Here is a 22,096-nt window from a genome sequence, read left to right on the forward strand (position 1 = left end):
CCGCGGGGGCGGGGGCGGCGCATCGGGCCTGAACGGGGCGAGCCCGGCCGGCGTGTACGGGTTTTCCCGCGCCGTTTTAAGAAATGCGCGAAAAAAATCCGAAATGCTTAAAGAAAGCGTGCCGGCGGGTGTTCACCCATAATTTTCAATAGTACCCCGGGCGTGCCTGCCCGAATGTCGCCGAGGGGCGTGATAAAGCCCCAAGCGGGTCCATTCCGAAGGAAACCTAGAGCAATTCGCGCAGCTCTTCCATATCCTGAGACAGTACGGCGGAGACACCCTCGCGCATCGACACCCCGTACAGGGTCTGCGCCATCTGCATCGTGCGCTTCTGGTGCGTCACCACAATCAGCTGGGAGCGCTCCCCCAGCTCGCCCAGCACCTGCAGCAGGCGCGAGAGGTTGCGGTCGTCCAGGGCGGCCTCCACCTCGTCGAGGGCGTAGAAGGGCGAGGGGCGCGACATATAAATCGCAATCAGCAGGGCCAGCGAGGCCAGCGAGCGCTCGCCGCCCGACAGCAGGGAAAGTCGCTTGACCTTCTTGCCGGCCGGGCGGGCGTGAATCTCCACGCCGGCGTTCAGCGGGTCGGCGGGGTCGTCGAGCTCCAGGTGGCCCTCGCCGCCGGGGAAGAGCGTCGCGAAGATGCGGCGGTAGTGGGTGTTGATGTCCTCCAGTGCGGCGGTGAAGACCTCGGCGATGTGGGAGCTCACCTCGTCCATGACCGTGTTGAGGTCGCGGCGGGTCGCCTTCAGGTCGTCAATCTGCTGGTTCAGGTAGGCGTGGCGCTCGGAGAGGGCCTCGTACTCTTCCAGGGCCAGCGGGTTGATGGCGCCCAGGGCGGTGAGCTCGGCGCGGGTCGCCTCCAGGCGGGCACGCACGACGGCGGTGGGGACCTCGCGTTCGGAGGGCTCGTCCTCGGGGTTTTCCGCGCCGTCGGCATTTTCTACATTCTTTGCGGCGCTTTCGGTATTTTCGGTCGCGTCCTTTTCCGCGGTATTTTCGGGCGCCCCGGCGAGGCTTTCGATATTTTCGGAGACGTCCACGGGCAGCTGTTCGGAGTAGTCCTCCCCCAGCTGCTCCAGGCTCACGCCCGTCTGCAGGCGCACCCGCTCGGCCAGGGCCTGCAGGCGCTCCTGCACGCGGGCCGCCTCGGTCTGGGTGCAGGCCAGCAGGGTCAGGGCCGCGGCGTGGCTCGACTGCAGGTCGCGCACCTCCTCATCGGCGGCGAGGGCGCTCTCGCGGGTCTTCTCCAGCTCGGCGCTCAGCTCGCGCAACTGCCCCTCGCGCTCGGTCACCTCGGCGGAGAGCACCTCGAGCAGTCGGCGGGCACGGCGCTCCACCGTGGCGGCGGGGGCTTGCTCCCCCGTGCCGGCCAGGTACTCGTCCTCGCGGGTACGGGCGGCGCGGTAGGCGGACTCCGCCTCGCTCACGGCACGCTCGGCGGCGGCCAGTCGCTCGACGTGGCGGGCGCGCTCGTTCTGAACGTTCAGCGCGGAGTCCTTCAGGGACTCGGCCTCCGCGCGGGCGCGGGCGTGCTCGGCGGCGGCCACGCCGGCGGCCTTGGCGGCCACGCGTTCGTCCTCGACCGCGGATTCCGATGCGGCGCGGGCGCGGGCCACGGCGGCCTCGGCATCGTCCAGGGAGGCGCGGGTGAGGGCCACTGCGCGCTCGGCCTCCCGGTGGGCCGCGGCCAGCTCCAGGGCGCTCACGCCCTCGGCCGGGTAGAGCAGGCTGTAGCGGGTGTACTCGACTCCGCGTGCGTCAAAGACGCGCCAGAAAACGTCCCGGCCGGCGGTTTCTCCCTCGGGGGTCGAGGTGTCACTCTCGGAGCTTTCGAGGTTTTTGGAGTCGTTGGAGTCTTCGGGGGTTTCGGGGTACTCGGCGGTCAGCAGGCGCAGGGCGACCTCGGCCGCCTTGGGGCTCGGGGCGAAGAGGGTCCCGGCCAGGCGCTCACGCAGGGCGGCAACCACAACCCGCAGGGTCTCGCCGTCGATGCCACTCAGTGCGGCGGCCTCCTCGTTCAGGGGCTCGACGACCTCGAGGGCCGCGCGCACGCCCAGCTCGGCCAGGCGCTCCGCGTGAGGCTCGGGAAGCGAAGCGGCGGGGACTCGCTCGTGCGAGGGGGCCTCCCCGCGCAGGTGGGAACGGCCAGGGCCAGCGGAGGACTCGGTGAGCGCGGCCGTGGCCAGGGCGCTCAGGGCGCAGGCCGCCGCGCGAGCGTACTCGGGGTCAATCTGCACGGCGTTGAGCACGCGCAGGGCACCCGCGGCGGGCGCCCCGGAGTCGGCCGGTTCGGCGTGCTCCAGCAGCTCGCCGGTTTCGGGATCGAACTCGTCCTCGCCCGAAGCGGCGGAATTCTTCGCAGGATCCCCGGCCGCGGAGGCCTCGGTCACGGTCCCCCCGGCAGGATCCTCCCCCAGGCTCTGCCCCAGCGCCTCACGCAGGGTCGCGGCACGCTCGGAGGCCGCCGCGTAGGCGCGGGTCGCCTCCACGGCCTCGGCGCGGGCCGCATCCAGCTGTTCCTGCGCGCGGGCCCGGCGGTGCGCTGCCTCCCCGGTGCTCCGCTCGCAACCCTCCACGGCCTCGGCGGCACGCTCCACCCGGGCGAGGGCCTCCGCGTAGCGCTCCTCAAAGCCGGCGTACTGCTCGGTGGCGCGCTCGGACTCCTCGCGGCGCTCCTCCAGCACCTCCAGGGCGCGCTCGTACCCGGCGCGGGCGGCGGCGGTCGCCTCCGTCAGCTCCACGCGGTAGGTGCGCACGCGCTCGGCGGCGATGGACTGCACCGAACGGGTGCGCGCCGCAGACTCGCGCAGGGAAGACACCGCGGCCTGGGCCGCCGTCACCTCTGCGGTGAGTCGAAGCTGCCCCTCGCGATGCGCCTCGGCCGCCTCGCGGGCCGCCCGCAGCTGCTCGCTCAGACCCTCGGCACGGCGGGTGCCCTGCGCCTCGGCGGTGGCGACTTGCTCCTGCTCGGCGCGCAGAACGCCCAGCTGACGGGCCAGAAGCACCGACTCCAGCTGGCGGATGCGCCCCTGCAGCTGCCGCGCGGTCGCGGCGGACTCGGCCTGGTCGCTCAGCGGCTGAAGCTGCGAGTCCAGCTCGCTCGCCAGGTCGCTCAGGCGCGTCAGGTTAGAGGCCACCGACTCCAGTTTGCGGCTGGTCTTCTCCTGGCGGCGGCGGTACTTCACCACTCCGGCCGCCTGCTCAATCATGTCGCGGCGTTGCTGCGAGGTTGCGTGCAGGACCGCATCCAGCTGGCCCTGGCCCACGAGCACGTGCATGTCCTGACCCAGGCCGGCCTCCGACAGCAGGTCCTGGATATCGGCCAGGCGCGCCGGGGAACCGTTAATCTCGTACTCGCTGCCGCCCGAACGGAACATGGTGCGCGAAATCTGCACCCGATCAGCGGGAATACTGAGGGTGCCGTCCGAATTATCGAAAGTCAGGGTGACTTTGGCGCGGCCCAGGGGTGCACGCTGGGCGCCGTCACCCGAACCAACCTCGCCGGAGCCCGCGAAGATAACGTCCTTCATGCTGCCGCCGCGCAGGCTCTTAGCGCCCTGCTCGCCCATAACCCAGGCGAGCGCATCCAGCACATTGGACTTGCCGGAGCCATTGGGGCCGACCACCGCGTTAATGCCGGGGGTGAACTCAAAAGTGGTGGCGGAGGCGAAAGACTTGAACCCGCGCAGGGTCAGCGACATCAGGTGCACAAGGGGCCTTTCTGCAGAAGAACTGGTGTGTGCCGGGCACGTTCTGTGGTGCGTGGCGGCATCCCTCTAGTGTACGCGGTGCGGCGGGCGGGCGGCGTGAACGTGCACGGGGTGAAAAGGGTTCAAAGTTCCTCATTGTGCATCATCTTACGCGCGGGGTGAACGGGCGCGTTCATAGTGGGTCTACGGATACGGGTTCGCCCGGTCGGTGCGGTAGATTGGAATGAGCATCACGAATTCTGCGGGGCCGCTGTTCGCATCCCCGCGTTTTTCTATGTATCCCACTGACTTCTATTTTCAAAGGCCACACCATTGTTGAATGCATCCGCCGATAAGGTCGGCACGAACTCTGACATTCGCCACGCTAATGCAGCTCTGCTGTCTATTACCCATGAGCTGCCTCCGGAGGTCGTCACGAGCGATTACTTCGATGAGCAGCTGGCCGGTACCTACAAGCGCCTGAAGATGCCCAAGGGCCTGCTCGAGCGCCTTGCCGGCATTAGCACCCGCCGCGGCTGGGCCGAGGGCCAGACCTTCGAGGACGGCGTGGTCGCCGCCGCAGAGAAGGCTATCGAACAGGCGGGTATTGACCGCTCCCAGATTGGCCTGCTGATTAACGCCTCGGTCACGCGCGATAACTTCGAGCCCGCCGTATCGGTGGGTGTGCACGACCGCCTGGACCTGCCGCGTCACGCCCTAAACTTCGATATTACGAACGCATGCCTGGGCTTCGTGAACGCGATGACCGTCGCCTCCACCATGATTGATGCGGGCGCTATCGACTACGCCCTGATTGTCGCTGGTGAGGACCCCTCCCCGTGGCACCGTACCGCGGTGCGCATCCTGAATAACCCCGATTCGACCCGCGAGGACGTGCTGGCTCAGTTTGCGACCCTGACCCTCGGTTCGGGTGCGGCGGCGGCTGTGATTGGTCGCGCTGACCGCCATCCGGAGGGTCACCGCATCATCGGTTCGGTGTCCCGCGCGGGCACCGAGCACCGCAACCTGTGCATCGGCGGCGAGGCGGATCAGGGCATGAACACTGACGCCGAGGGCCTGCTCAGGCACGGCCTGGAGCTCGTGGCGCAGGCCTGGGAGCAGGCGCATCAGGACGGCTGGGAGTGGAACGACATGACCTCCTACGTGACCCACCAGATTTCGAACGCCCACACGAACGCCATTATCGAGGCGGTCGGCATCGAGCGCGACCGTATCCCCCTGACTTTCCCGAAGTGGGGCAACGTGGCCGCCGCGGCTCTGCCGATGACCCTGGCCGAGTGCGCGCCGACCTATAGGGAGGGCGACCGTATTCTGTGCATGGGCGTGGGTTCGGGCCTGAACACCGCCCTGCTCGAGATTCAGTGGTAGCGACTCACCCCCGCGGGCCCTTCAGCCCGTTCGCCGCCCCCAACCCGGCATCCCCTCACCGATTCCGCTAACCGCCGAAGCCCTCGGCCGGAAGGACCCCCAGTATGCGTCACCTGAACTTCCCCAAGACCCAGCCTCCCTACAACCCGGAGGAGTGGGCGGGCGTGGACCCGCGCTACTCCCACCGGCTGGAGGTGCCCACCACCGCCCCCATTGAGCGGCGGGCAAAGCAGGCGGACGCGCGCCGCTGGCACTACCTGGACAACCTACCGGTGCTCGCCGAACGCGGACTGGAGCCCATCGGCACGATTCTGTGCGTGCACGGCAACCCGACCTGGTCGTACCTGTGGCGCACCGTGCTGGATGCGGGCGTGAACGAGCGCACCCCGTGGCGCGTGGTGGCGGTCGACCAGATTGACATGGGCTTCTCGGAGCGCACTCACCTGGACCTGGAGAGCGAGCGCCGCAGCCTGGAGGACCGCATCGCCGACCTGGGCGACTTTACGAAGGCCCTCGGCCTGGATCAGACCGATCAGCCGGTCGTGACCCTCGCCCACGACTGGGGCGGCCTCATTTCCTTTGGCTGGGCCCTGGAGCACCGCGACCTTCTCTCGGGCGTGCTGCTGACCAACACCGCGGTGTACCACGACGGCATTGAGAACATTCCCGCCGCCCTGCGCCTGGCGTTGGGCGTGCACGAGCTGGGCACCCGTGATTCCACCGCGTTTATTGATGTGACACTGGGCCTGGCTCAGAACGAGGGCCGCCTGCCCGAGCCCGGAACCCCCGGCGCTGGCCCCGCGGGCGGTCCCCTGCCGCAGCCGATGGGTAAGCAGCCCAAGCGCCTGTACCCGAGCCCGCTGAACGAGGCGATTTACCGCACCTACCGCGCCCCCTACGCCCACCCGGCCTGGCGCGAGGGCGTGCGCAACTTCGTGGGCGATATTCCGACCGGCACCGACGTGCCCTCGTACGCGCCCATGCAGCGCATTGCTGAGCAGATTCGTGACCTGGATGTGCCCGCGTTCTTCCAGTGGGGCACGAAGGATCCGGTGTTCCAGCGCCGCTACCTCTTCGACCTGATGGAGCGCATGCCGCAGGCTAAGGTGCACCGCTACGAGAAGGCTTCGCACCTGGTGGCCGAGGATTACGATATCGCCGCGCCGATCATGTCCTGGCTCGCGCAGACCTTCGGAACCCGCGGCGAGGACGGTTCCCTGGTTCCGGCGCGCAACGCTGAGGCCGAGCACCGCGCCGCCCGCGCGCGCCGCCACGGCCTGGACGCCGAAACCTCGGCGGGAGCCGCCGGCGAGGGTACCGCTGCTGAGGGCGCTGTTCCCGAGGCGTTCCGCCCCATGCTCGCGGCCCTCACCGAGCGCGCCGACGACACCTCCGTGGCCGTGGTCGATATGGATCCCAAGGGCGATGGCACCACCGTGAGCGTGACCCTCACCTGGGCCGAGCTGAACCGCCAGGTCAACGCCGCCGCGGCCCGCCTTCACGCCCTGGGTGTGCGTCCGGGTGACCGCGTGAACCTCATGGTGCCGCCCGGTGCACGCCTGACCACCCTGATCTACGCCTGCCTGAAGCTCGGCGCGGTCATCGTCGTGGCCGATACCGGCCTGGGCCTGGCGGGCCTGACCCGCGCGCTGAAGGGCGCCAACCCGAGCTTCCTGATCGGTATTCCCGCCGCGCTGACCGCCGCCCGCACCCTGCTCTGGCCGGGCAAGCGCATCTCGGTGGAGCCGCTGGGTGCCGCGCAGGAGAAGGTGCTGGGCGTTGCCGGTTCCGTGTTCGCCGCCTCCGCCGAGGGGCGACTCGGCGAGCCCATCCCCACCCCGACCGTGGTGGAGTTCCCCTCCCCCGTGCCGGATGCTGACGCGGCGGTGCTGTACACCTCCGGTTCGACCGGCCCGGCCAAGGGCGTGGTGTACACGCAGCGGCAGCTGGCGGGTATGCGCGACGCCATCGCGAACACCTACGGCTTCGCGCCCGGTAGCGGCCTGGTGGCCGGCTTCGCGCCCTTCGCGCTGCTGGGTCCGGCCCTGGGCGCGACCAGCGTGACCCCGACCATGGATGTGACCCGCCCGAAGACCCTGACGGCCTCTGCCCTGGCCTCGGCCGCGGCGGCCATCGACGCTTCGGTCGTGTTCGCCTCCCCCGCCGCCCTGGTGAACGTGGTGGCGACCGCCGACGAGCTGAGCGGCGAGCAGCGCGCGGCCCTGGCGAAGGTTCAGACCGTGCTGAGCGCTGGCGCGCCGATTCCCGTGCCCCTGCTGGAGGCGCTCTCCGCCCTGGTGCCGAACGCCTCCCTGCACACCCCCTACGGTATGACCGAGGGCCTGCCGGTGACCGATGTGTCCTTCGAGATGATTCGCCAGGCGATCGCCGAGGGCACCCCGAACGCCGCCGGTGAGGTGCTCGACCCGTTCGCCCGCGACGGCGTGTGCGTGGGCTTCGCGGTGTACGGCGCGGCGGTGGCTATTGCACCGCTGCTGCAGGACGGTTCGGTCGATTCGCAAATGACCCACGAGCCCGGCGTGACCGGCGAGATTCTGGTCTCGGCACCGCACGTGAAGGACCGCTACGATACCCTGTGGGTGACTGAGGAGCAGTCCATTAGCACCCCGGGTTGGCATCACACCGGTGATGTCGGTCACCTGGATGCTTCGGGCCGCCTGTGGGTTGAGGGCCGCCTCGCCCACGTGCTGCTGACTTCGCAGGGTGTGCTGACCCCGGTGGCCGCCGAGCAGTCCGCCGAGTCGCTGCCGGAGGTGCGCCGCGCCGCCCTGGTTGCGGTGGGCCCCGCCGGAACCGCCGCCCCCGTGCTGGTCATCGAGGCTTCCGCGAACACCGCCGTACTGGAGGCGCGCCAGTCGGCCTCCGCGTTCAAGCGCGCCCTGCTCGACCGCGTGCCCGGCGTGGGCCGCTTCCCCATCGCGGAGGGCGTGGCACCCTTCGAGCTCTCCCAGCTGGTGCGCCGAAAGGTCGCCGAGGATACCGGCGTGGAGGTGGCCGCCGTGCTGGTGGTGCACGAGCATCCGACCGATATTCGCCACAATTCGAAGATTGACCGCCCCGCCCTGGGCGAGTGGGCGGCAAATGTCCTCGCCGGGGCGTAAATCCGCCGGGTCTTTACTTTCTAAGGAGCATGATGTCCCCTCATTCTTCGCACGGGTCCTCTTCTCGCGAGGCTGCGCCCCGCCTGTCGACCGCGCACACGGCGGCCTCCCCCACGGCTCGTTTCCGTAAGCCGGCGCGCCCCCTGGCCGCCCGCTACAGCGATCCCGCGCCGCGTTCCCTGCGCGCCGTCGAGGAGTCGGACTTCGCGCCGCGTATTGGCGAGCGTATCCTCTTCACAGGCGCGTCGGGCCTGCTGGGTCGTGAGAGCGTGCTGGAGCTGCTGCGCGTCGGTTACGATGTGCGCGTTCTGCAGCGCGGCGACTCGGGCATCGCGGCCCTGCTACCCGATTCGATTCGCCCCCGCTTTGAGCAGGTGCGCGGCGACATCACGAACGAAAAGGTCGTCGACGAGGCCATGACCGGCGTGGACGGCGTGGTGCACGCGGCCGCGAAGGTTTCGGTCAGCGGCGAGTGGGCCGACTACGAGCGCATTAATATTGGCGGAACCCGCGTCATGCTGCAGGTTGCCGTGAACCACTCGGTGCGCACCTTCCTGTACATTTCTTCGCCCTCGGTGGCGCACGCGGGATCTTCCATCGTGGGTGACGGCGCCGGCGAGGCGTCCCCGGAGCACGCGCGCGGCAACTACGCCCGTTCCAAGGCGGCCGCCGAGCTGCTGGTTCTGGAGGCGAACGGCACGCCCCTGCCCTCGGGCGGGGTCATGCACACCGGCGCGTTGCGCCCGCACCTGATGTGGGGTCCGGGCGATACCCAGCTGGTGGAGCGTATTCTGGAGCGTTCCGCCGCGGGCCGCCTGCCGCTGCTCTCTGGCGGTACGGGCCTGATTGACACGCTCTACATTGATAACGCCGCGGATGCGTTGGTGCGCGGCTATCAGCGCCTCGACGCCTTTGCGGGCCGGGCGCTGGTGGTCACGAACGGCCAGCCGCGCACTATCTCTGAGCTACTCGGCGGTTTCTGCGAGGCGGTCGGCGTTCCCGCCCCGCGCTTCTCGGTGCCGGCGAAGGTTGCGGCCCTGGCCGGGCGCTTAATCGAGCGCGTGTGGGAGCGTCTGCCGAAGAACGTGACGGCCGGCGATGAGCCGCCCATGACGGAGTTCCTCGCCGAGCAGCTCTCGACGGCACACTGGTTCGATCAGCGCCGCACCCGCGAGCTGCTGCAGTGGGAGCCTGCCGTGTCGATTGAGGAGGGCTACGAGCGCCTGGGGGCTTTCTACGGAGACAGGTACAGCCGCTAGGTGCAGGCGATAGGTACAGCCGCGGCTAACATTGGTTAACTCGGGTAGCTTTCTTCAACCCTGCGAAGTAGATCCAACACCGCCTCGGTGCTTATCACCATGAGTTTTGGGTACCCGCATCCATCACTTACCGTGCTGAATCCGTAGCGCCCTTCGTAGTACTTTTCGAGTTCCTCGTTCCGCACGTGTAAGCAAAGGAAGCGGCTTCCAGAGATAGCAACCACATCACGATATTTACGGAAGACCTCCAGCATGAGCAATTCCCCCATGCCTTTACCTTGACCCTCAGTACGTAGGGCGAATTTTCCTAAAAGGTGTGCGGGATGGGTCTGGCTCGGCTCAATGCCAGAGCGCAGACGCTTCGTGAGGGACCCACCTGTAATCTGGTAACCACTTAGCGTAAAGTATCCAATCACGTCCTCCGGATCATCTGCGTCCCCCATGATCCATACGACGCTCCGGTGGAGTTTCTGGTACTCCCGAGCTTTGGTTTGCAACCAGTCGCCTAATTCGGTGCCTTCTCCCAAGCTCGTGGTAGTCTCAAAAAATTCCAGGTAGTGTTCCTCGTCAAGCTTTCTAACGGAGTAGTTCATGACGCTCGTCGTTAGTTAACTCGCGCCATGAGACGCTCAAAGAAGGGGGCGTGAGCGACGACAGGAACGGCTTCCAGATGTGCCCATTCACCCTCGGTAAGACGTTCAACGAGGGGATCAGGTAGCTGGGCACGCAGGGCTTCAGGAATATCGCGCTTCAAGGCAAAGTAATCAATAATATCCGTTGCTTCCAGAGGAGCACGTCGGGAGCCCTCACGTCGGGAATCCCAAGCGTCCCGCCAAACCTGCTCCTCATGGGTCATATCGACCAGTTGCCAACGCGAAAATTTACCGTAGTACCCCCAGACGGCCTCAATAATCTGGATGTAGTAGGGATCTTCAGGCTGAGGCTCGTCCTCCAAAAGTTCCCGACCCATCTCTAAAACATCACGGTCAACATCGAGCCGACGAGCGTGAGCGGTCAGCAACTCACCTACCACGGGCCCCTTGGGCATTGCGTAGAAAGACTGCTCGAAAAGCCGTGAACCGGTCAGGTGAGCGTACCACCCGTAGGTGTAGAAGACCAGCTTCTGCAGGGTGAGCGTCGGCAGGCTCTCCTGTCCGGAGACCTTTAGGATGTCGAGTGAGACATCAAAAACAGAGCGCATGGTTTTCACATCCTTTCGGTGCTGAAGTTCAAAAATATCAGATAATCTGGGCGGTATGCTCTGCCAGCCGTCCGTTTATATTTAGCGTACACCAGTTAATATTTTGGTGTATATGTACTCGTCATTTCCATATCGTCCGTCTTAGACAAGACTATTGGACGTGCGAGGTTAGCGTGAGCGCGGCGCCCGCTGGCAGTGCGGGCAACGGTAGGATGAGCGGTTCTGGAACGGCTCGCGCACGATCAGGGAGGTGCGGCCCGCCTCCGCGCAACGGTGGCAGGGCTCCCCCGCCCGCCCGTAGGCGTTCAGCGAGCGCTCGAAGTACCCCGACTCGCCCAGCACGTTCACGTACAGGGCGTCGAAGCTTGTGCCGCCCGCCGCCAGGGACTCGCGGAGCACCTGGGTGACCGCCTCCAGCAGGTCGCGGGTCTGCGCGGCGCTGAGGGTGCGCGCGGGCTTCGCGTAGTGCAGCCGCGCACGCCACAGCGCCTCGTCGGCGTAGATATTGCCCACCCCGGAGATTACCGACTGGTCCAGCAGCACCTTCTTAATGCCGCTGGAGGTGCGCAAAAACTTGCGGCGCACCGCCGCGGGGTCGAAGAACTCATCCAGCGGGTCGCGGGCAATGTGCTTGACCGCTTCCGGTACTAGAAAATGCTCCGGTACTTCGCTCTGCCCCATTTCATCGGGCGCTACTTCATTCGTTGCAACCGCCGCGGGGACATCCGGCACGAGCGGGCTGAGGAACATGCCGCCGAAGATGCGCTGGTCCACGAAGAGCAAGCGCTGCCCGGCGCGTCCCTCCCCCTCGGAGGTTTCTTCGGGCCTGGCTTCCGCCGGTCCTAGTTCCAGTGCCACGCGCAGGTGCCGCGGCTGCTCATCAAAGGCCGCGCGAGCCTCCGAATCATTACCCGAATCCTTGTCTAATTCGCCGCCCGGCTCATCGCGCACGAGCAGCTGACCGCTCATGCCCAGATGCACCACGAGCGCCTCATCGGCGAGCGCGCCGTCCGGCTCGCTCAGGGTCAGCCACAGGTACTTGCCGCGGCGGTAGGCGCCGCGCAGCGCCCTGCCGGTGAGCGCCGCCTCGAAGTGGGCGGGACCGGGCAGGTGTCTACGTAGCGAACGCGCATCCAGCACTCGCACCGCCTGCACGGGGCGGCCCAGCGAATGGTCGGCTAGACCTGCGCGAACGGTTTCTACCTCGGGCAGTTCGGGCATGAATCTCTCCAATCAGCGGGGCTACAGAATCAAGAGCCCGCAAAGCTAACAGACCAGCAGGATGCTTGAATGAGCCTAAACCAGAACCCGGTACGCCTGCTCGGCGGCCAGGCGTTCCGCTTCCTTCTTGCTCGGGCCCACGCCGGTGCCCGTCTTCTGGTTCGCCACGATTGCGACCGCGGTGTACACGCGCGCGTGGTCGGGACCCTCACCGGTGACTTCATAGCTGACGTCCCCCCAGCCGCGGGCGGTGGCGAGGTTCAGCAGGTCGGTCTTCCAATCGCGGCCGGAGTTCAGCACCTTCTCGTCGTCGAGCAGCGGCGCGATCAGGCGCAGAACCAGCTCGCGGGCTGCCTCGCGACCGCACTGCAGGTAGGTCAGGCCGAAGATTGCCTCCATCGTGTCCGCCAGGATCGAGTCCTTGTCCGCGCCACCGGTGTGCAGCTCACCCTTGCCGAGCCGAATGTACCGGCCCAGGTCCAGGTCGCGCGCTACCTTCGCCAGCGCCACGGTGGACACCACCACGTGGTGCAGCTTCACGAGTTCACCCTCGGGTAGCTCGGGGTAGCGCCGGTACACTTCTTCAGCGATCGCCAGGGAAAGCACCGAATCGCCCAGGAACTCCAGGCGCTCGTTATGCTCCACCCCGGGGTTCTCGAAGGCGTAGGAGCGGTGGGTTAGGGATAGCAAAAACGTCTCGGCGTCGATATCGACCCCGAGACGTTTACGCAACTCCCTAGTATCAACACTAGGAAATTCAGTCATAAGGATTCACCGCTTCTTAGGCGTCTGCAACCTTACGGCCCTTGTACTCCAGGAACAGGGCGTTGCCTGCAGCGTCGGTTACAACCTTTGCCTGGTGGGGCAGGCTGTAGGTCACGCGACCGTTTTCAACGGTCTTAACCAGCTGGGGCACGGATGCCTTCCACTGGGAACGGCGTGCGCGGGTGTTAGCGCGGGACATCTTGCGCTTGGGAACAGCCACAGCTATCTCACAATCTCTAGTAACAACAATTTAGTTTTCGGTATCTGCACCGAGCAGGCCCTGCAGGGCCGACCAGCGCGGATCCAACACCTCGTGATGATGCCCGGGGTCATCCTCCAGGCGCGCACCGCAATCGGCGCACAGACCCTGGCAGGTGTCCCTACAAACAGGCTGGAACGGCAGTTGAAGGATTACTGCGTCCCGCAGAGCCGGTTCAAGGTCGATGGAATCATCCTCAACGGCGTACTGCTCATCTACTTCGTCTTCGGGGCCGCCAGCCGGGGCCTTCTCAAAGACGAAAAGCTCTTGAATATTGGCCGACATCTCGTAATCAATCGGATCCAAGCAGAGGCTACACTCGCCGTGTACATCCACGACGACGGAGCCGGTAACTAGGATACCATCAACAACAGACTCCATACGAATATCGAGGTCAATATCCGAACCCTCTTCCACGCCGATGAGCGCGTTACCCAGGTCTGCCGGTGCGGGCACGACCTCGGTGAGGGTTTCCATGGTGCCGGGACGGTGCATCAGGTTAGTGACCGATACCACCAGCGGCGATGCGTCTGCACGTGAAATGGCGTTTCTCCTTACGAAATGTATAAACCAAAGTCCCATTTTAGGGGTGGTTCGCGCGGTTAATCAAGATTAAGGCTCTTTTAAATCCAATTAAGTGGCGCTCACCTCTTAAATATCTCCTCAAGGAGGCGCCGCGCGGCGCTTAACCGGCCGGCCGGGAGGCTGCAGAGGCGGTTAAGTGCCCGGTCGGCGGTGCGGGAGCCGTACCGATGGGCATGTCGGCGGGCGTGTCGGACGGGTGCGCGCCCGGTGGTGTGTGCCTGGGTTGATTAGGCGTTTTTCTAGGCGTTTTTCAGCGCGCGGGCCACCGCCTCCGGCACGAAGGGGGTCACGTCACCGCCCAGCGAAGCCACCTCGCGAATAATGGTCGAGGACACCGCCCCGTAGCGGTCCTCACCCGCCAGGAACACGGTCTCCACGCGCGCCAGGTGACGATTCATGCTCGCCATGGGAGCCTCGTAGCTGTAGTCCGTGGCCGAGCGCAGGCCCTTGACCAGCACCTTTGCGCCGCGTTCGGCCGCGTACTCGGCCAGCAGCACGCCCGGCGGAATCGGTTCCACGCTCACGCCCTCAATGCCGAGCTCGCGCAGGGACTCTTCCACGAGCCGCACGCGCTCCTCGAGGGAGAAGCGGTACTTCTTGGCGCTGTTATGGGCCACGCCCACGATGACTTCATCGAAGAGCTCGGCGGCCCGGGCAATGATTTCCAGGTGACCGTGGTGCACGGGGTCGAAGGATCCGGGGCACAGGGCAATCATGCGGTAACCTCCGCGGTGTCGAAGTGGTGAGGGGTTGTTTCGTCGGCAGAGTCGTCGGCGGGATCGTCTCCGTCGGCCGGCTCTTCGGGCTCAACGTAGTAGAGCACCGTCTCGCCGTGCTGGCGGGTCGAGAAGCAGTGCAGCTCGCCGCCCCACTCGGGTTCCGCATCGCGCGAGGAGCGTTCCACCGCCACCACGGCACCCGGGGCGAGCTTGGGGGTCAGCGCCCGCATGAGCTCGCGCACCTGCTCGTTCGGCATGGCGTAGGGCGGGTCAACGAACACCAGGTCCCACGGGCCCGATGCGGCCTGCACGTAGCTCAGCGCCTGAGACTGCTGCACGCGAGCCACAGAACCGGCAGCTTTGCCGCCCATCGCCTTCTGCACCGCCTCGACGTTGCGACGAATCACCGCAACCGCCTTCGGGTAGGTGTCCAGCAGGGTCACGGAGGCGGCACCGCGAGAGAGCGCCTCGCATCCCAGCGCGCCGGAGCCACCAAAGGCATCCAGCACGCGGGCGCCGCGCAGCAGGTCGTAGCTCTCCAGCTTGGAGAAGAGGGATTCTTTCACCCGGTCCGTGGTGGGGCGTGTGTTGTCCCCCGGCACCGAGGCCAGGCGCACGCCTCCGGCGGCACCGGCAATAATGCGGCTCATAGGGTCTCTCCTCTGAAGTAGTTGACTAACTAGGTAACGGCGGTGTGGTGCAGTTACGGTTTGGGCGGGCACGGTTTTAGCGAACAGTGGGCAGAGTGTGCTCCCCATTCCCCGAGCACCTATCCCCTGCCGAGGAAGGCCTCGCGGTCAGCGTCCAGGGCACGGTCAATCGTGCGGGCCAGCGACGGGTGCTTAGCCAGCGTCGGGTCCTTCTCAACCACCGAGCGGGCGTCCTCTCGGGCCCTCTCGATAATGTCGGCATCGGCGAGCGCCCGCAGAAAGCGCAGGGTGCTCTTCGAACCGGACTGCGCAGCACCCAGAATATCACCCTCGCGGCGCTGGGCCAGGTCGATGCGTGAGAGCTCAAAGCCGTCCGTGGTGGAGGCGACCGCATCCAGACGCTCGCGGGAGACACCGCCCTCCTCCTGGCGGGTGACCAGCAGGCAGGTGCCCGCGTAGCCGCCGCGGCCCACACGGCCGCGCAGCTGGTGCAGGCCCGAGATGCCGAAGCGGTCCGCGTCCATGATGATCATGAGCGTGGCGTTCGGGACGTTCACGCCCACCTCGATGACGGTGGTGCTGATGAGCAGGTCAATCTCGCCGCGCTCGAAGGCGGTCATGACGGCAGTCTTCTCCGCCGGATCCATGCGGCCGTGCAGGGTGCCGATGCGCACGCCGACGAGGGAATCCTCGGCGCTCAGGTAGGCGTGCATGGAGGCCACGGAGGTCAGCTGCACCTTGCCATCGCTGCTGGCCCGACCGCCCAGGCCGGGGGTGCCCGCAACGGTCGGGACGGAGGCACCGAAGAACGCGGCACCCTCCTCCAGGCCGTCGCCGTCCTCCCCGATTTTGGGTACGACGACGTACACCTGGTGGCCCGCGTCGATTTCTTCCCGGGCGCGCTGCCACAGGCGGGAGGCCCAGGCGGGCTTCTCGGCGAGGGGCACCACGTGGGTCGAAATCTTCTGGCGGCCGGCGGGTAGGGTGTCCAGCACGGACACGTCCAGGTCGCCGAACACCGTCATGGCGACGGTGCGCGGAATGGGCGTCGCGGTCATGACCAGCCGGTGCGGCAGGGCGCCGTCGGGGCCGCGCAGGCCGTCGCGCTGCTCCACGCCGAAGCGGTGCTGCTCGTCCACGACGACCAGGCCCAGGTCGTTGAAGCGCACGTCATCGGAGAGCAGGGCGTGCGTGCCAATCACAATCTGCGCGGTGCCGTCGGCGAGCTCCTTCAGCACCTGGCGCTTGGCGCGGGTGCCCATGGAGGCGGTCAGCAGGCGCACGCGCACAGTCCCTTCGGGGATTCCTCCGGCAGAACCGTCAGAGTCCTCGGGCGCGGCCATGTCCCCCAGGATATCCAGCACCGAACGCAGGTGCTGCTCGGCGAGCACCTCGGTCGGGGCGAGCATCGCGGACTGGCCGCCCGCATCGGCCACCTGCAGCATGGCGCGCAGTGCCACCACGGTTTTGCCGGAACCCACATCACCCTGCAGCAGGCGGTTCATGGGCGATTCGCTCGCGAGGTCGGCGGAGATTTCCTCCCCCACCTTCCGCTGTCCCTCGGTCAGCTCGTAGGGCAGCACCTCGAGCAGGCGATCGGCCAGGCCGTCCTTGATGGGTGGCCGGGCCTGCGTGCGGTGCGCTGCTCGGGCCGAGTGCAGGCGCGCCAGGGCGCTCTGCAGCACGAAGGCCTCACGGTAGCGCATCTGCGCCTGGGCGGCACGCCACGTGTCCTCGGTGTCGGGGGTGTGCAGGGCGCGGTAGGTCCAGGCGAGGGAGGGCACCTTGCGGGCGCGACGAATCGCGTAGGGCACCGGGTCCTCGAGCTCCTTGAGTGGAACCTTCTCCAGCAGCTGCTCCATGTACCCGGCGATGCGGTCGGTGGGCAGCTTGGTGGGGGCCCGGTAGACGGGCACGGGGGCGGTGGCGGCCTCGTTCATCTCGGAGCCGGAGGCGTCCTTCGAGAGCAGGGCGTAGTGCGGGTTGGTGAGCGTGTACTCGCCGCGGTAGATGCCGACCTTACCGGAGAACATCATGGTTTCGCCCTCGCGAATTTCGCGGGCGGCGGTCCAGGCGTTGAAGAAGGAAAGCTTCATCTGCGCGCCGATGAGCGGCGTGGGTGCGGGCACGCCAAAGAGGCCGCCCTGCTCGGGACGGGTAAAGTCGTCCTGCCCGTAGGAGTCGGCGTAGCCCGTGTAGGATGCGGGCGCGGCGAGGGAGTCGATGCGCGGGTTGTGCTGGCCGGTTGCCTGCCAGCGCAGACCCAGCCCGGATGCCCCCCGGGAGGAGGTGCCCGGGGCGGAGGCGTTGGCGCGGCCGGGGGTCACGGACACGGTCCCGATGCCGCCGAAGCCGCTCTCCTCGTGCGCGGAGGAGTCGGCGAGCCGGTCGGTGATGGTCACCTCGGTGATTTTGCCGCGGCGGGCCGCCATGGTTCGGGTGCTCACGTGCACCACGCGCGCAATGATGGTGACGTCCTGCCCCTCAACGAGTTCGGCAAAGGAGCTGAGCTCGCCGCGCGGCAGGTACTTGCGCGGGAAGTATTCGAGCATCTGGCCGACCGTGGTGATTCCCAGGTGCGTGGCGATGGCCTTGGCGCTGGGGGCGGGCAGGTACTTTTTGAGGGGCGCGTTCTCGAGGCTGTCCTCGGCGGCGTAGCGCGCCAGGGCACGACTTTTGGCCTCCGCGGCAACTGATGCGGAGGTCGATTTCTCAGCCGGGGCCTTCCGTTCAACCGCAGCTTTCCGTTCAGCCGGGGCCTTCTTCGCGGAGGCTTTCTGAGCTAGTTCTTTCTGCGCCGGTTTCTTTCGGGCGGGTGCCTTCCGTGCCGGCTTCTTCGGGGTAGATTCCTCCGGCTGATTCGTCTCCGGCTGAGCCGTCTGCCGGACGGCCAGCGCGATATCCACGAGCTCGTAGAGCGCATCGTCGGTCATGGCGTGCGCGGCGGGGCCCAGCGAATGTTTGAGCGCCCTGAGCGCCTTACGGTAGGGTGCGCTGGTTCGACGCGCGGCCCGTTCGCTCAGCTCCTCGCGGCTCGCCTCGCCGCGGGCGAAGGCGGCAAGGTCACGGACGGTCAGCTCGGCCGTGGTGCGTAGCTGTTCGTCGCTGAGGAGGGGCACCCCGCGTTCCCTCTTGTGAGGTTCGGCGAGCGCAACGGGTTCAGCCGTCTCGGCGAGTTCGGCTGGTTCGGTGGGCGCGGCAGGCTCAGCCCCGAAAAGGCCCAGGTCCAGGGCCTCCTGTTCGGGGCTGTGCTTTGGGGTGCGGCGCGGGCTCATCCGCAGCCCTCCGCGTGGTGCCCGTCCGCGAGCGAGGAGATGCGCTCGTCCGACCACTCCCCGTATGAGGTCACGAGTCGGCGGGCTGGTTCCACCTCGGGAACGTGCACGTGCACGGCCCAGAGGCCTGCGGCCATATCCAGCGGGGTGATGAGCAGGCTATCGCCCATACCCTCCAGCTCGAGACGCAGCTGAGCCATCGCGAGGGGTTCGCAGCGCAGGGTACCCATGAGCTCCCAGCCGCTCTCCCCCTCCTCTGCGGGAGTCTTCGCGCCCGGGGCGGGAGCAACCTGTGCGGGTGCCGTGGAGGCGGGGGTCAGCATGCTCCGGACCTCCTCCTCGCTCAGGGTTGCGCCCTCCCACCTCGGGTTGGCGTGCACGACGGCCAGGTAGAAGCCGAGAGCGCCGGCGTCCACGCTTCCGGCCAGGTGCGGTGCGGGCGGATGCTCGGCGGTGCGTTCCAGGGCCCTCAGCATGGCGGCGCGGCGGGCGCGGTTCAGAGGGGTTTCTGTACCCTCGGCATCCTCCGCCTTGGCACCATCCGCCCCGCTAGCTTCGGGCTCGCCAGCTTCGGGTTCATCAGCGCCGTGCGCGGGTTTCTCGGGGGTGTCCTCCCCCTCGGGGTAGTACAGCCCCAGGCTGGCCAGCTCCACCATGACGGAAAGCATCGTGGAGGGCACCATCTGCTCCCCCACGCTCGCGCGCACGCGCTCGGCGGCGCAGGCCATGGCGCGGGCCTCGGCCACCGCGTAGTCAAAACCGCGGGGCGCCTCGAGGTCTCCGCTTCCCGAAGCGGCCGCGTGAGCCGCGCGCACCCGCTCCTCATCTCGGGCGAGGGCGCTCAGCAGGGGCAGTTCCTCAGCCTCCGGACCCAGCTCCTGAGCAAGGTTGCCGGGCAGGCCCCAGTAGCTGCGCACGGCTTCCAAGCCCCAGGCGCAAAGTAGCGTTCCGGAGTTGCCGCGGGCCATCCGCGAAGCGCTCACGATGGCGCGCTCGTAGATTCCGCCCAGGCGCACCCACAGGTGGGCCAGCCCGGGCACGTCTTCACGATCCGCGGGGTCCTCGAAGAGGAGTTCCTCCATGCCCCGGTCGAATTCCTCGGTGAGCGTGCGCAGAGTGTGGGCCAGGTTCGACCCGGTGTCGTGGTCGGGCACGGGAAAGCCGTTGAGCTCGTTGAGAGGCTCACGGTAGTGGTCCACCACCGCGCGGGCGCTCGCGGACCAGGCGATGCCGAACCTGTAGGCTCGCATGCAGGCCCGGCGGTACACCTCGCGGGCCTCGCGCCGGGAGGCGTTGAGCTCGGGGCCGGTCGGCGCAGAAGCGCTATTCGACCCCTCGGAACGATCCTCGGGACGGGCATCACCGCGGGTTCCGGCGGGCCGGGTGCCCCGCGAGTCTTCACGTTCTGTCCTCATGCTCCCCTCCTGCGGTTCCGGTTTCTGGTGTTTCCGCGAGCCCACGCGCGCCAGGGCTGGCCCGCACCACGGCTAATTGCGGTAATTCGCAGGTCGGCGGGTGGGCGCAGTCTTCGCGCCCTTACCCCACCCCTGCTTCGTATTTCTATTCTAATAGAATTTTCGATTAAATGTACGGTATTTTCCGCGAAACCCAAGAGTCTAAGAACCCGCGGGTCCCGGCTCGCGCTAGGCCCCGTAGTGTTCCCAGCCCAGCTCGCTCAGGGGCGCGCCGTTCATGAGCACGGCACCGGCCGCGAGCGACCCGCGATGCCCCGCACCGTAGTGCCCACCGGCCAGGGGATCCGCACTGTGGGCTCGGCCCGCGCGGTCCACGCGGCACGAGCCCAGGATCGTAAAGCCCTCGGGCACCTCCGCGGGGAAGGTCGCCAGCAAGCCGTGATCCTCTCCCCCGCCGAGCACGAAGGCCCTGGCCAGGGAGGCGGGACTCTCGGCCCCCTCGTTGTGTTCGACGATGGTCAGCAGCAGACGGGCCACGGGCAGCAGGGGCGCGGCAAGCGCATCCACGGCGGCCTCGTCCAGGTGAATCTGCACGCCGGATGCGCGGGCGATCCGGCCCGAATCCTTGACGAGCCCATCGGAAACGTCCAGCATGGCGTTCGCGCCCGCATCGCGCGCCGCCTCGCCCAGGGGCACCGGGCTGACCGGGCGCATCTGCGCATCAATGGCGCGTTCGCAGGCCTCGAGCATTTCGGCAGCTTCGGCGCTATTCAGGGTTCCGATGAGGTCCAAAAGCCCCTCGGACAGGGGAATTTCGGGGAGCGGATCGTGGGACAGCCCGCCGTTCGCGATGCCCTTCAGCAGCACCATGGCGGGGCGGGATAGCGGGTTGAGGAGCAGCCGCAACCCGGCGTCGGCCCAGCCGGTACGCCCGGCCAGCGCAAGCGTGTCACCCACCTGCGCGCCGGAGCGCAGCACGGGCCGGTCGGTGCGGCCCAGGGCGGTGACGGTTACCGAAATCTCGCCGGAGGCACCCATGTCGCCCCCGGCGATTGTGCAGTCTTCAGCTCCGCAGGCGCGCACGCCGTCCACGAGTCCCCGGGCGAAGTCCTCGACCCAGCCGTAGGGGGTTTCACCCGGCAGGCTCAGGGATGCGAAAAGGCTCACGGGCCGCGCGCCCATGGCGGCGACGTCGGCCAGGTTTTGCGTGGCCGATTTGCGGCCGACCTCGTACCCGCCGCTACGGGTTCCGTCGAAGCCCCCGAGCCAGGGGTCCATAAAGTCTTGGTTTTGCACGAGGGTATCGGTGGTGACCACGGTCCGCTCGGTCGAGGGGGTCAGCACGGCGCAGTCGTCTCCGGGTCCCACCTCGAGCGCTTCGGTACGCCCCGATGCGCGGAGTGCATCGGTCACTCGTTCGTTATGCGCCTCGATAATGGGCATGAAGGCGCGCAGAACGCGGGACTCTCCCAGCTGCGCGAGAGGCGTCTCGCGCGTGGGATGGTCCCGCGTTTCACTAGATGTTTGAGGATTCACACCCTTAATTATCGCGTATTCTGCGCTACGCGTTAGCTCGCGGCCGCTTTTCTCACTAGGGAGAATGACAGCCTGGTCTCTACCCGTTCGGGAGTCTTAGCTTCCCTGGCTGAAGTAGCGGATTGCCAGGGCAATCAGCACGATGCCGATGAGCGAGAAGAGAATCAGTGGCGCGATGCCGGACAGGCCCGAGTCGTCCGCGTCGGCATTCTTCACGGCCTGCTCCTGCGAGGCGTTCGCGCCGTCGGCCTTGGTCACGCTCTTGGCGGAGCGGCTGGCGGTAGCGGACGCGGAGGAGCTGGGCGACTTCGATGCTGCCGCCGAGCTGGGCGACTTCGAGGGGCTGGCCTCTGCAGTTCGGTCATCCTCGGACTTATTACGCGAAAGGTAACCGGCCACCCAATCGGCTGCACCGGGGATGGAATCCTGCGAACCATTGTTCGCCGCGATGCGTCCCAGCGTGGTGGAGCCGGAGGGCAACGGATCCTCATCGGTGTCACCAATCGGGGTCGGCTTTGCGGACTCGCTCGATGCCGACGAAGTGCTCGGGCGCACCACCTCGATGGAGATGACGGTGTCCTCTTGACGCCTGGTCGGCGCAATAACCTCACGGTCCACCGAGGGCGCCGGCGCCACGGGCTCTGTCTCCGGAGGAGCCACCGGTTGGTTCGGGGTGTTATCCCTGGGTTCGTCAGAAATCACGGGGATAACGGGAACCACCGGATCCTGGGAAACGTTCTTCGTGGGCTCCGGATTGGGCACGGGGACAACCGGCTGTTGCTTAGGTTCCTGAGTGGGGTCCTTAACCGGGTTCGGGTCTGCGTCCCTCGTGGGTTCCTTGGACGGCTCGGGGATGGGGTCCTGAGTCGGTTCAGGGGTCGGGTCCTTGGAGGGTTCCGGAATCGGTTCAGGGATGGGGTCCTGGGTCGGCTCGGGGGTGGGGTCCTGAGTAGGCTCCGGAGTCACGTCCTTGGAGGGTTCCGGAGTCGGTTCAGGAGTGGGGTCCTGG

The 22,096-nt window shown here is 67.2% G+C and carries 15 protein-coding genes and 1 pseudogene; 3 read left to right on the forward strand and 13 right to left on the reverse strand.

The annotated features are described in order from the left end of the window. Nucleotides 1-226: 226 nt before the first annotated feature. Nucleotides 227-3,712 (reverse strand): chromosome segregation SMC family protein, encoded by a 3,486-nt coding sequence (locus tag ADJ95_RS00280; RefSeq protein ID WP_414706031.1) that lies wholly within the window; start codon nt 3,710-3,712, stop codon nt 227-229. 312 nt (nt 3,713-4,024) lie between these two features. On the opposite strand from ADJ95_RS00280, the gene ADJ95_RS00285 reads away from it, so the two are divergent. From ADJ95_RS00285 to ADJ95_RS00295, 3 genes are all read left to right on the forward strand, one after another. Continuing rightward, entirely contained in the window at nt 4,025-5,080 is a 1,056-nt protein-coding gene (locus ADJ95_RS00285) for a 3-oxoacyl-ACP synthase III (protein ID WP_049331390.1), read from the forward strand. Between the two features lie 104 nt (nt 5,081-5,184). Beyond that, the gene (locus ADJ95_RS00290) at nt 5,185-8,202 is read left to right on the forward strand and encodes an alpha/beta fold hydrolase (RefSeq protein ID WP_049331392.1); all 3,018 of its coding nucleotides are present in this window, start codon (nt 5,185-5,187) and stop codon (nt 8,200-8,202) included. A 32-nt stretch (nt 8,203-8,234) separates the two neighbouring features. Further along, nucleotides 8,235-9,461 carry an NAD-dependent epimerase/dehydratase family protein gene (locus ADJ95_RS00295; RefSeq protein ID WP_049331395.1) on the forward strand — a complete coding sequence of 409 codons (1,227 nt, stop codon included), beginning with the start codon at nt 8,235-8,237 and terminating at the stop codon, nt 9,459-9,461. A 35-nt stretch (nt 9,462-9,496) separates the two neighbouring features. On the opposite strand, the gene ADJ95_RS00300 is transcribed toward ADJ95_RS00295, so the two are convergent. From ADJ95_RS00300 to ADJ95_RS09360, 12 genes and pseudogenes are all read right to left on the reverse strand, one after another. Then, entirely contained in the window at nt 9,497-10,054 is a 558-nt protein-coding gene (locus ADJ95_RS00300) for a hypothetical protein (protein WP_049331397.1), read from the reverse strand. A gap of 11 nt (nt 10,055-10,065) precedes the next feature. After that, a complete protein-coding gene (locus ADJ95_RS00305; protein WP_049331399.1) occupies nt 10,066-10,662 on the reverse strand; it encodes a Panacea domain-containing protein in 597 nt (198 codons plus the stop codon). A gap of 168 nt (nt 10,663-10,830) precedes the next feature. Further along, the gene (gene mutM / locus ADJ95_RS00310) at nt 10,831-11,883 is read right to left on the reverse strand and encodes a bifunctional DNA-formamidopyrimidine glycosylase/DNA-(apurinic or apyrimidinic site) lyase (protein WP_049331400.1); all 1,053 of its coding nucleotides are present in this window, start codon (nt 11,881-11,883) and stop codon (nt 10,831-10,833) included. A 75-nt stretch (nt 11,884-11,958) separates the two neighbouring features. After that, nucleotides 11,959-12,648 (reverse strand): ribonuclease III, encoded by a 690-nt coding sequence (gene rnc / locus ADJ95_RS00315; protein WP_049331402.1) that lies wholly within the window; start codon nt 12,646-12,648, stop codon nt 11,959-11,961. A gap of 16 nt (nt 12,649-12,664) precedes the next feature. Continuing rightward, nucleotides 12,665-12,868: a 50S ribosomal protein L32 gene (gene rpmF / locus ADJ95_RS00320; protein ID WP_005505656.1), complete on the reverse strand. Its 204-nt coding sequence runs from the start codon at nt 12,866-12,868 to the stop codon at nt 12,665-12,667. Nucleotides 12,869-12,898: 30 nt separating this feature from the next. Then, complete coding sequence (locus ADJ95_RS00325) at nt 12,899-13,489, reverse strand: YceD family protein (protein WP_080974899.1); 591 nt, start codon at nt 13,487-13,489, stop codon at nt 12,899-12,901. Nucleotides 13,490-13,731: 242 nt separating this feature from the next. Beyond that, the gene (gene coaD, locus ADJ95_RS00330; RefSeq protein ID WP_049331404.1) at nt 13,732-14,208 is read right to left on the reverse strand and encodes a pantetheine-phosphate adenylyltransferase; all 477 of its coding nucleotides are present in this window, start codon (nt 14,206-14,208) and stop codon (nt 13,732-13,734) included. Then, a complete protein-coding gene (gene rsmD, locus ADJ95_RS00335; protein ID WP_049331407.1) occupies nt 14,205-14,861 on the reverse strand; it encodes a 16S rRNA (guanine(966)-N(2))-methyltransferase RsmD in 657 nt (218 codons plus the stop codon). Before rsmD ends, coaD begins: the two co-directional genes overlap by 4 nt. A 119-nt stretch (nt 14,862-14,980) precedes the next feature. Then, on the reverse strand, nt 14,981-18,136 hold the full coding sequence (locus ADJ95_RS00340) for an ATP-dependent DNA helicase RecG (protein ID WP_080974900.1): 3,156 nt from the start codon (nt 18,134-18,136) through the stop codon (nt 14,981-14,983). Next, complete coding sequence (locus ADJ95_RS00345) at nt 18,133-19,551, reverse strand: Dak phosphatase (protein ID WP_152691673.1); 1,419 nt, start codon at nt 19,549-19,551, stop codon at nt 18,133-18,135. The genes ADJ95_RS00340 and ADJ95_RS00345 overlap by 4 nt, the downstream gene beginning before the upstream one ends. Nucleotides 19,552-19,779: 228 nt before the next feature. Continuing rightward, nucleotides 19,780-20,964, reverse strand: coding sequence for a thiamine-phosphate kinase (locus tag ADJ95_RS00350; protein ID WP_239662737.1), 1,185 nt, complete (start codon nt 20,962-20,964; stop codon nt 19,780-19,782). Nucleotides 20,965-21,183: 219 nt separating this feature from the next. Next, nucleotides 21,184-22,096, reverse strand: a pseudogene (locus ADJ95_RS09360) (hypothetical protein); the annotation flags it as partial.

The organism is Rothia mucilaginosa (genome assembly GCF_001061665.1).
Lineage (GTDB): Bacteria > Actinomycetota > Actinomycetes > Actinomycetales > Micrococcaceae > Rothia > Rothia mucilaginosa_A.

What these genes read in the sequence shown, in the direction of transcription:
- ADJ95_RS00290 (WP_049331392.1), top strand. Translation starts at nt 5,185, where the DNA reads ATGCGTCACCTGAACTTCCCCAAGACCCAGCCTCCCTACAACCCGGAG.
- ADJ95_RS00295 (WP_049331395.1), top strand. Translation starts at nt 8,235, where the DNA reads ATGTCCCCTCATTCTTCGCACGGGTCCTCTTCTCGCGAGGCTGCGCCC.
- ADJ95_RS00300 (WP_049331397.1), bottom strand. Translation starts at nt 10,054, where the DNA reads ATGAACTACTCCGTTAGAAAGCTTGACGAGGAACACTACCTGGAATTT.
- ADJ95_RS00305 (WP_049331399.1), bottom strand. Translation starts at nt 10,662, where the DNA reads ATGCGCTCTGTTTTTGATGTCTCACTCGACATCCTAAAGGTCTCCGGA.
- mutM (WP_049331400.1), bottom strand. Translation starts at nt 11,883, where the DNA reads ATGCCCGAACTGCCCGAGGTAGAAACCGTTCGCGCAGGTCTAGCCGAC.
- rnc (WP_049331402.1), bottom strand. Translation starts at nt 12,648, where the DNA reads ATGACTGAATTTCCTAGTGTTGATACTAGGGAGTTGCGTAAACGTCTC.
- ADJ95_RS00325 (WP_080974899.1), bottom strand. Translation starts at nt 13,489, where the DNA reads ATGGGACTTTGGTTTATACATTTCGTAAGGAGAAACGCCATTTCACGT.
- coaD (WP_049331404.1), bottom strand. Translation starts at nt 14,208, where the DNA reads ATGATTGCCCTGTGCCCCGGATCCTTCGACCCCGTGCACCACGGTCAC.
- rsmD (WP_049331407.1), bottom strand. Translation starts at nt 14,861, where the DNA reads ATGAGCCGCATTATTGCCGGTGCCGCCGGAGGCGTGCGCCTGGCCTCG.
- ADJ95_RS00340 (WP_080974900.1), bottom strand. Translation starts at nt 18,136, where the DNA reads ATGAGCCCGCGCCGCACCCCAAAGCACAGCCCCGAACAGGAGGCCCTG.
- ADJ95_RS00345 (WP_152691673.1), bottom strand. Translation starts at nt 19,551, where the DNA reads ATGAGGACAGAACGTGAAGACTCGCGGGGCACCCGGCCCGCCGGAACC.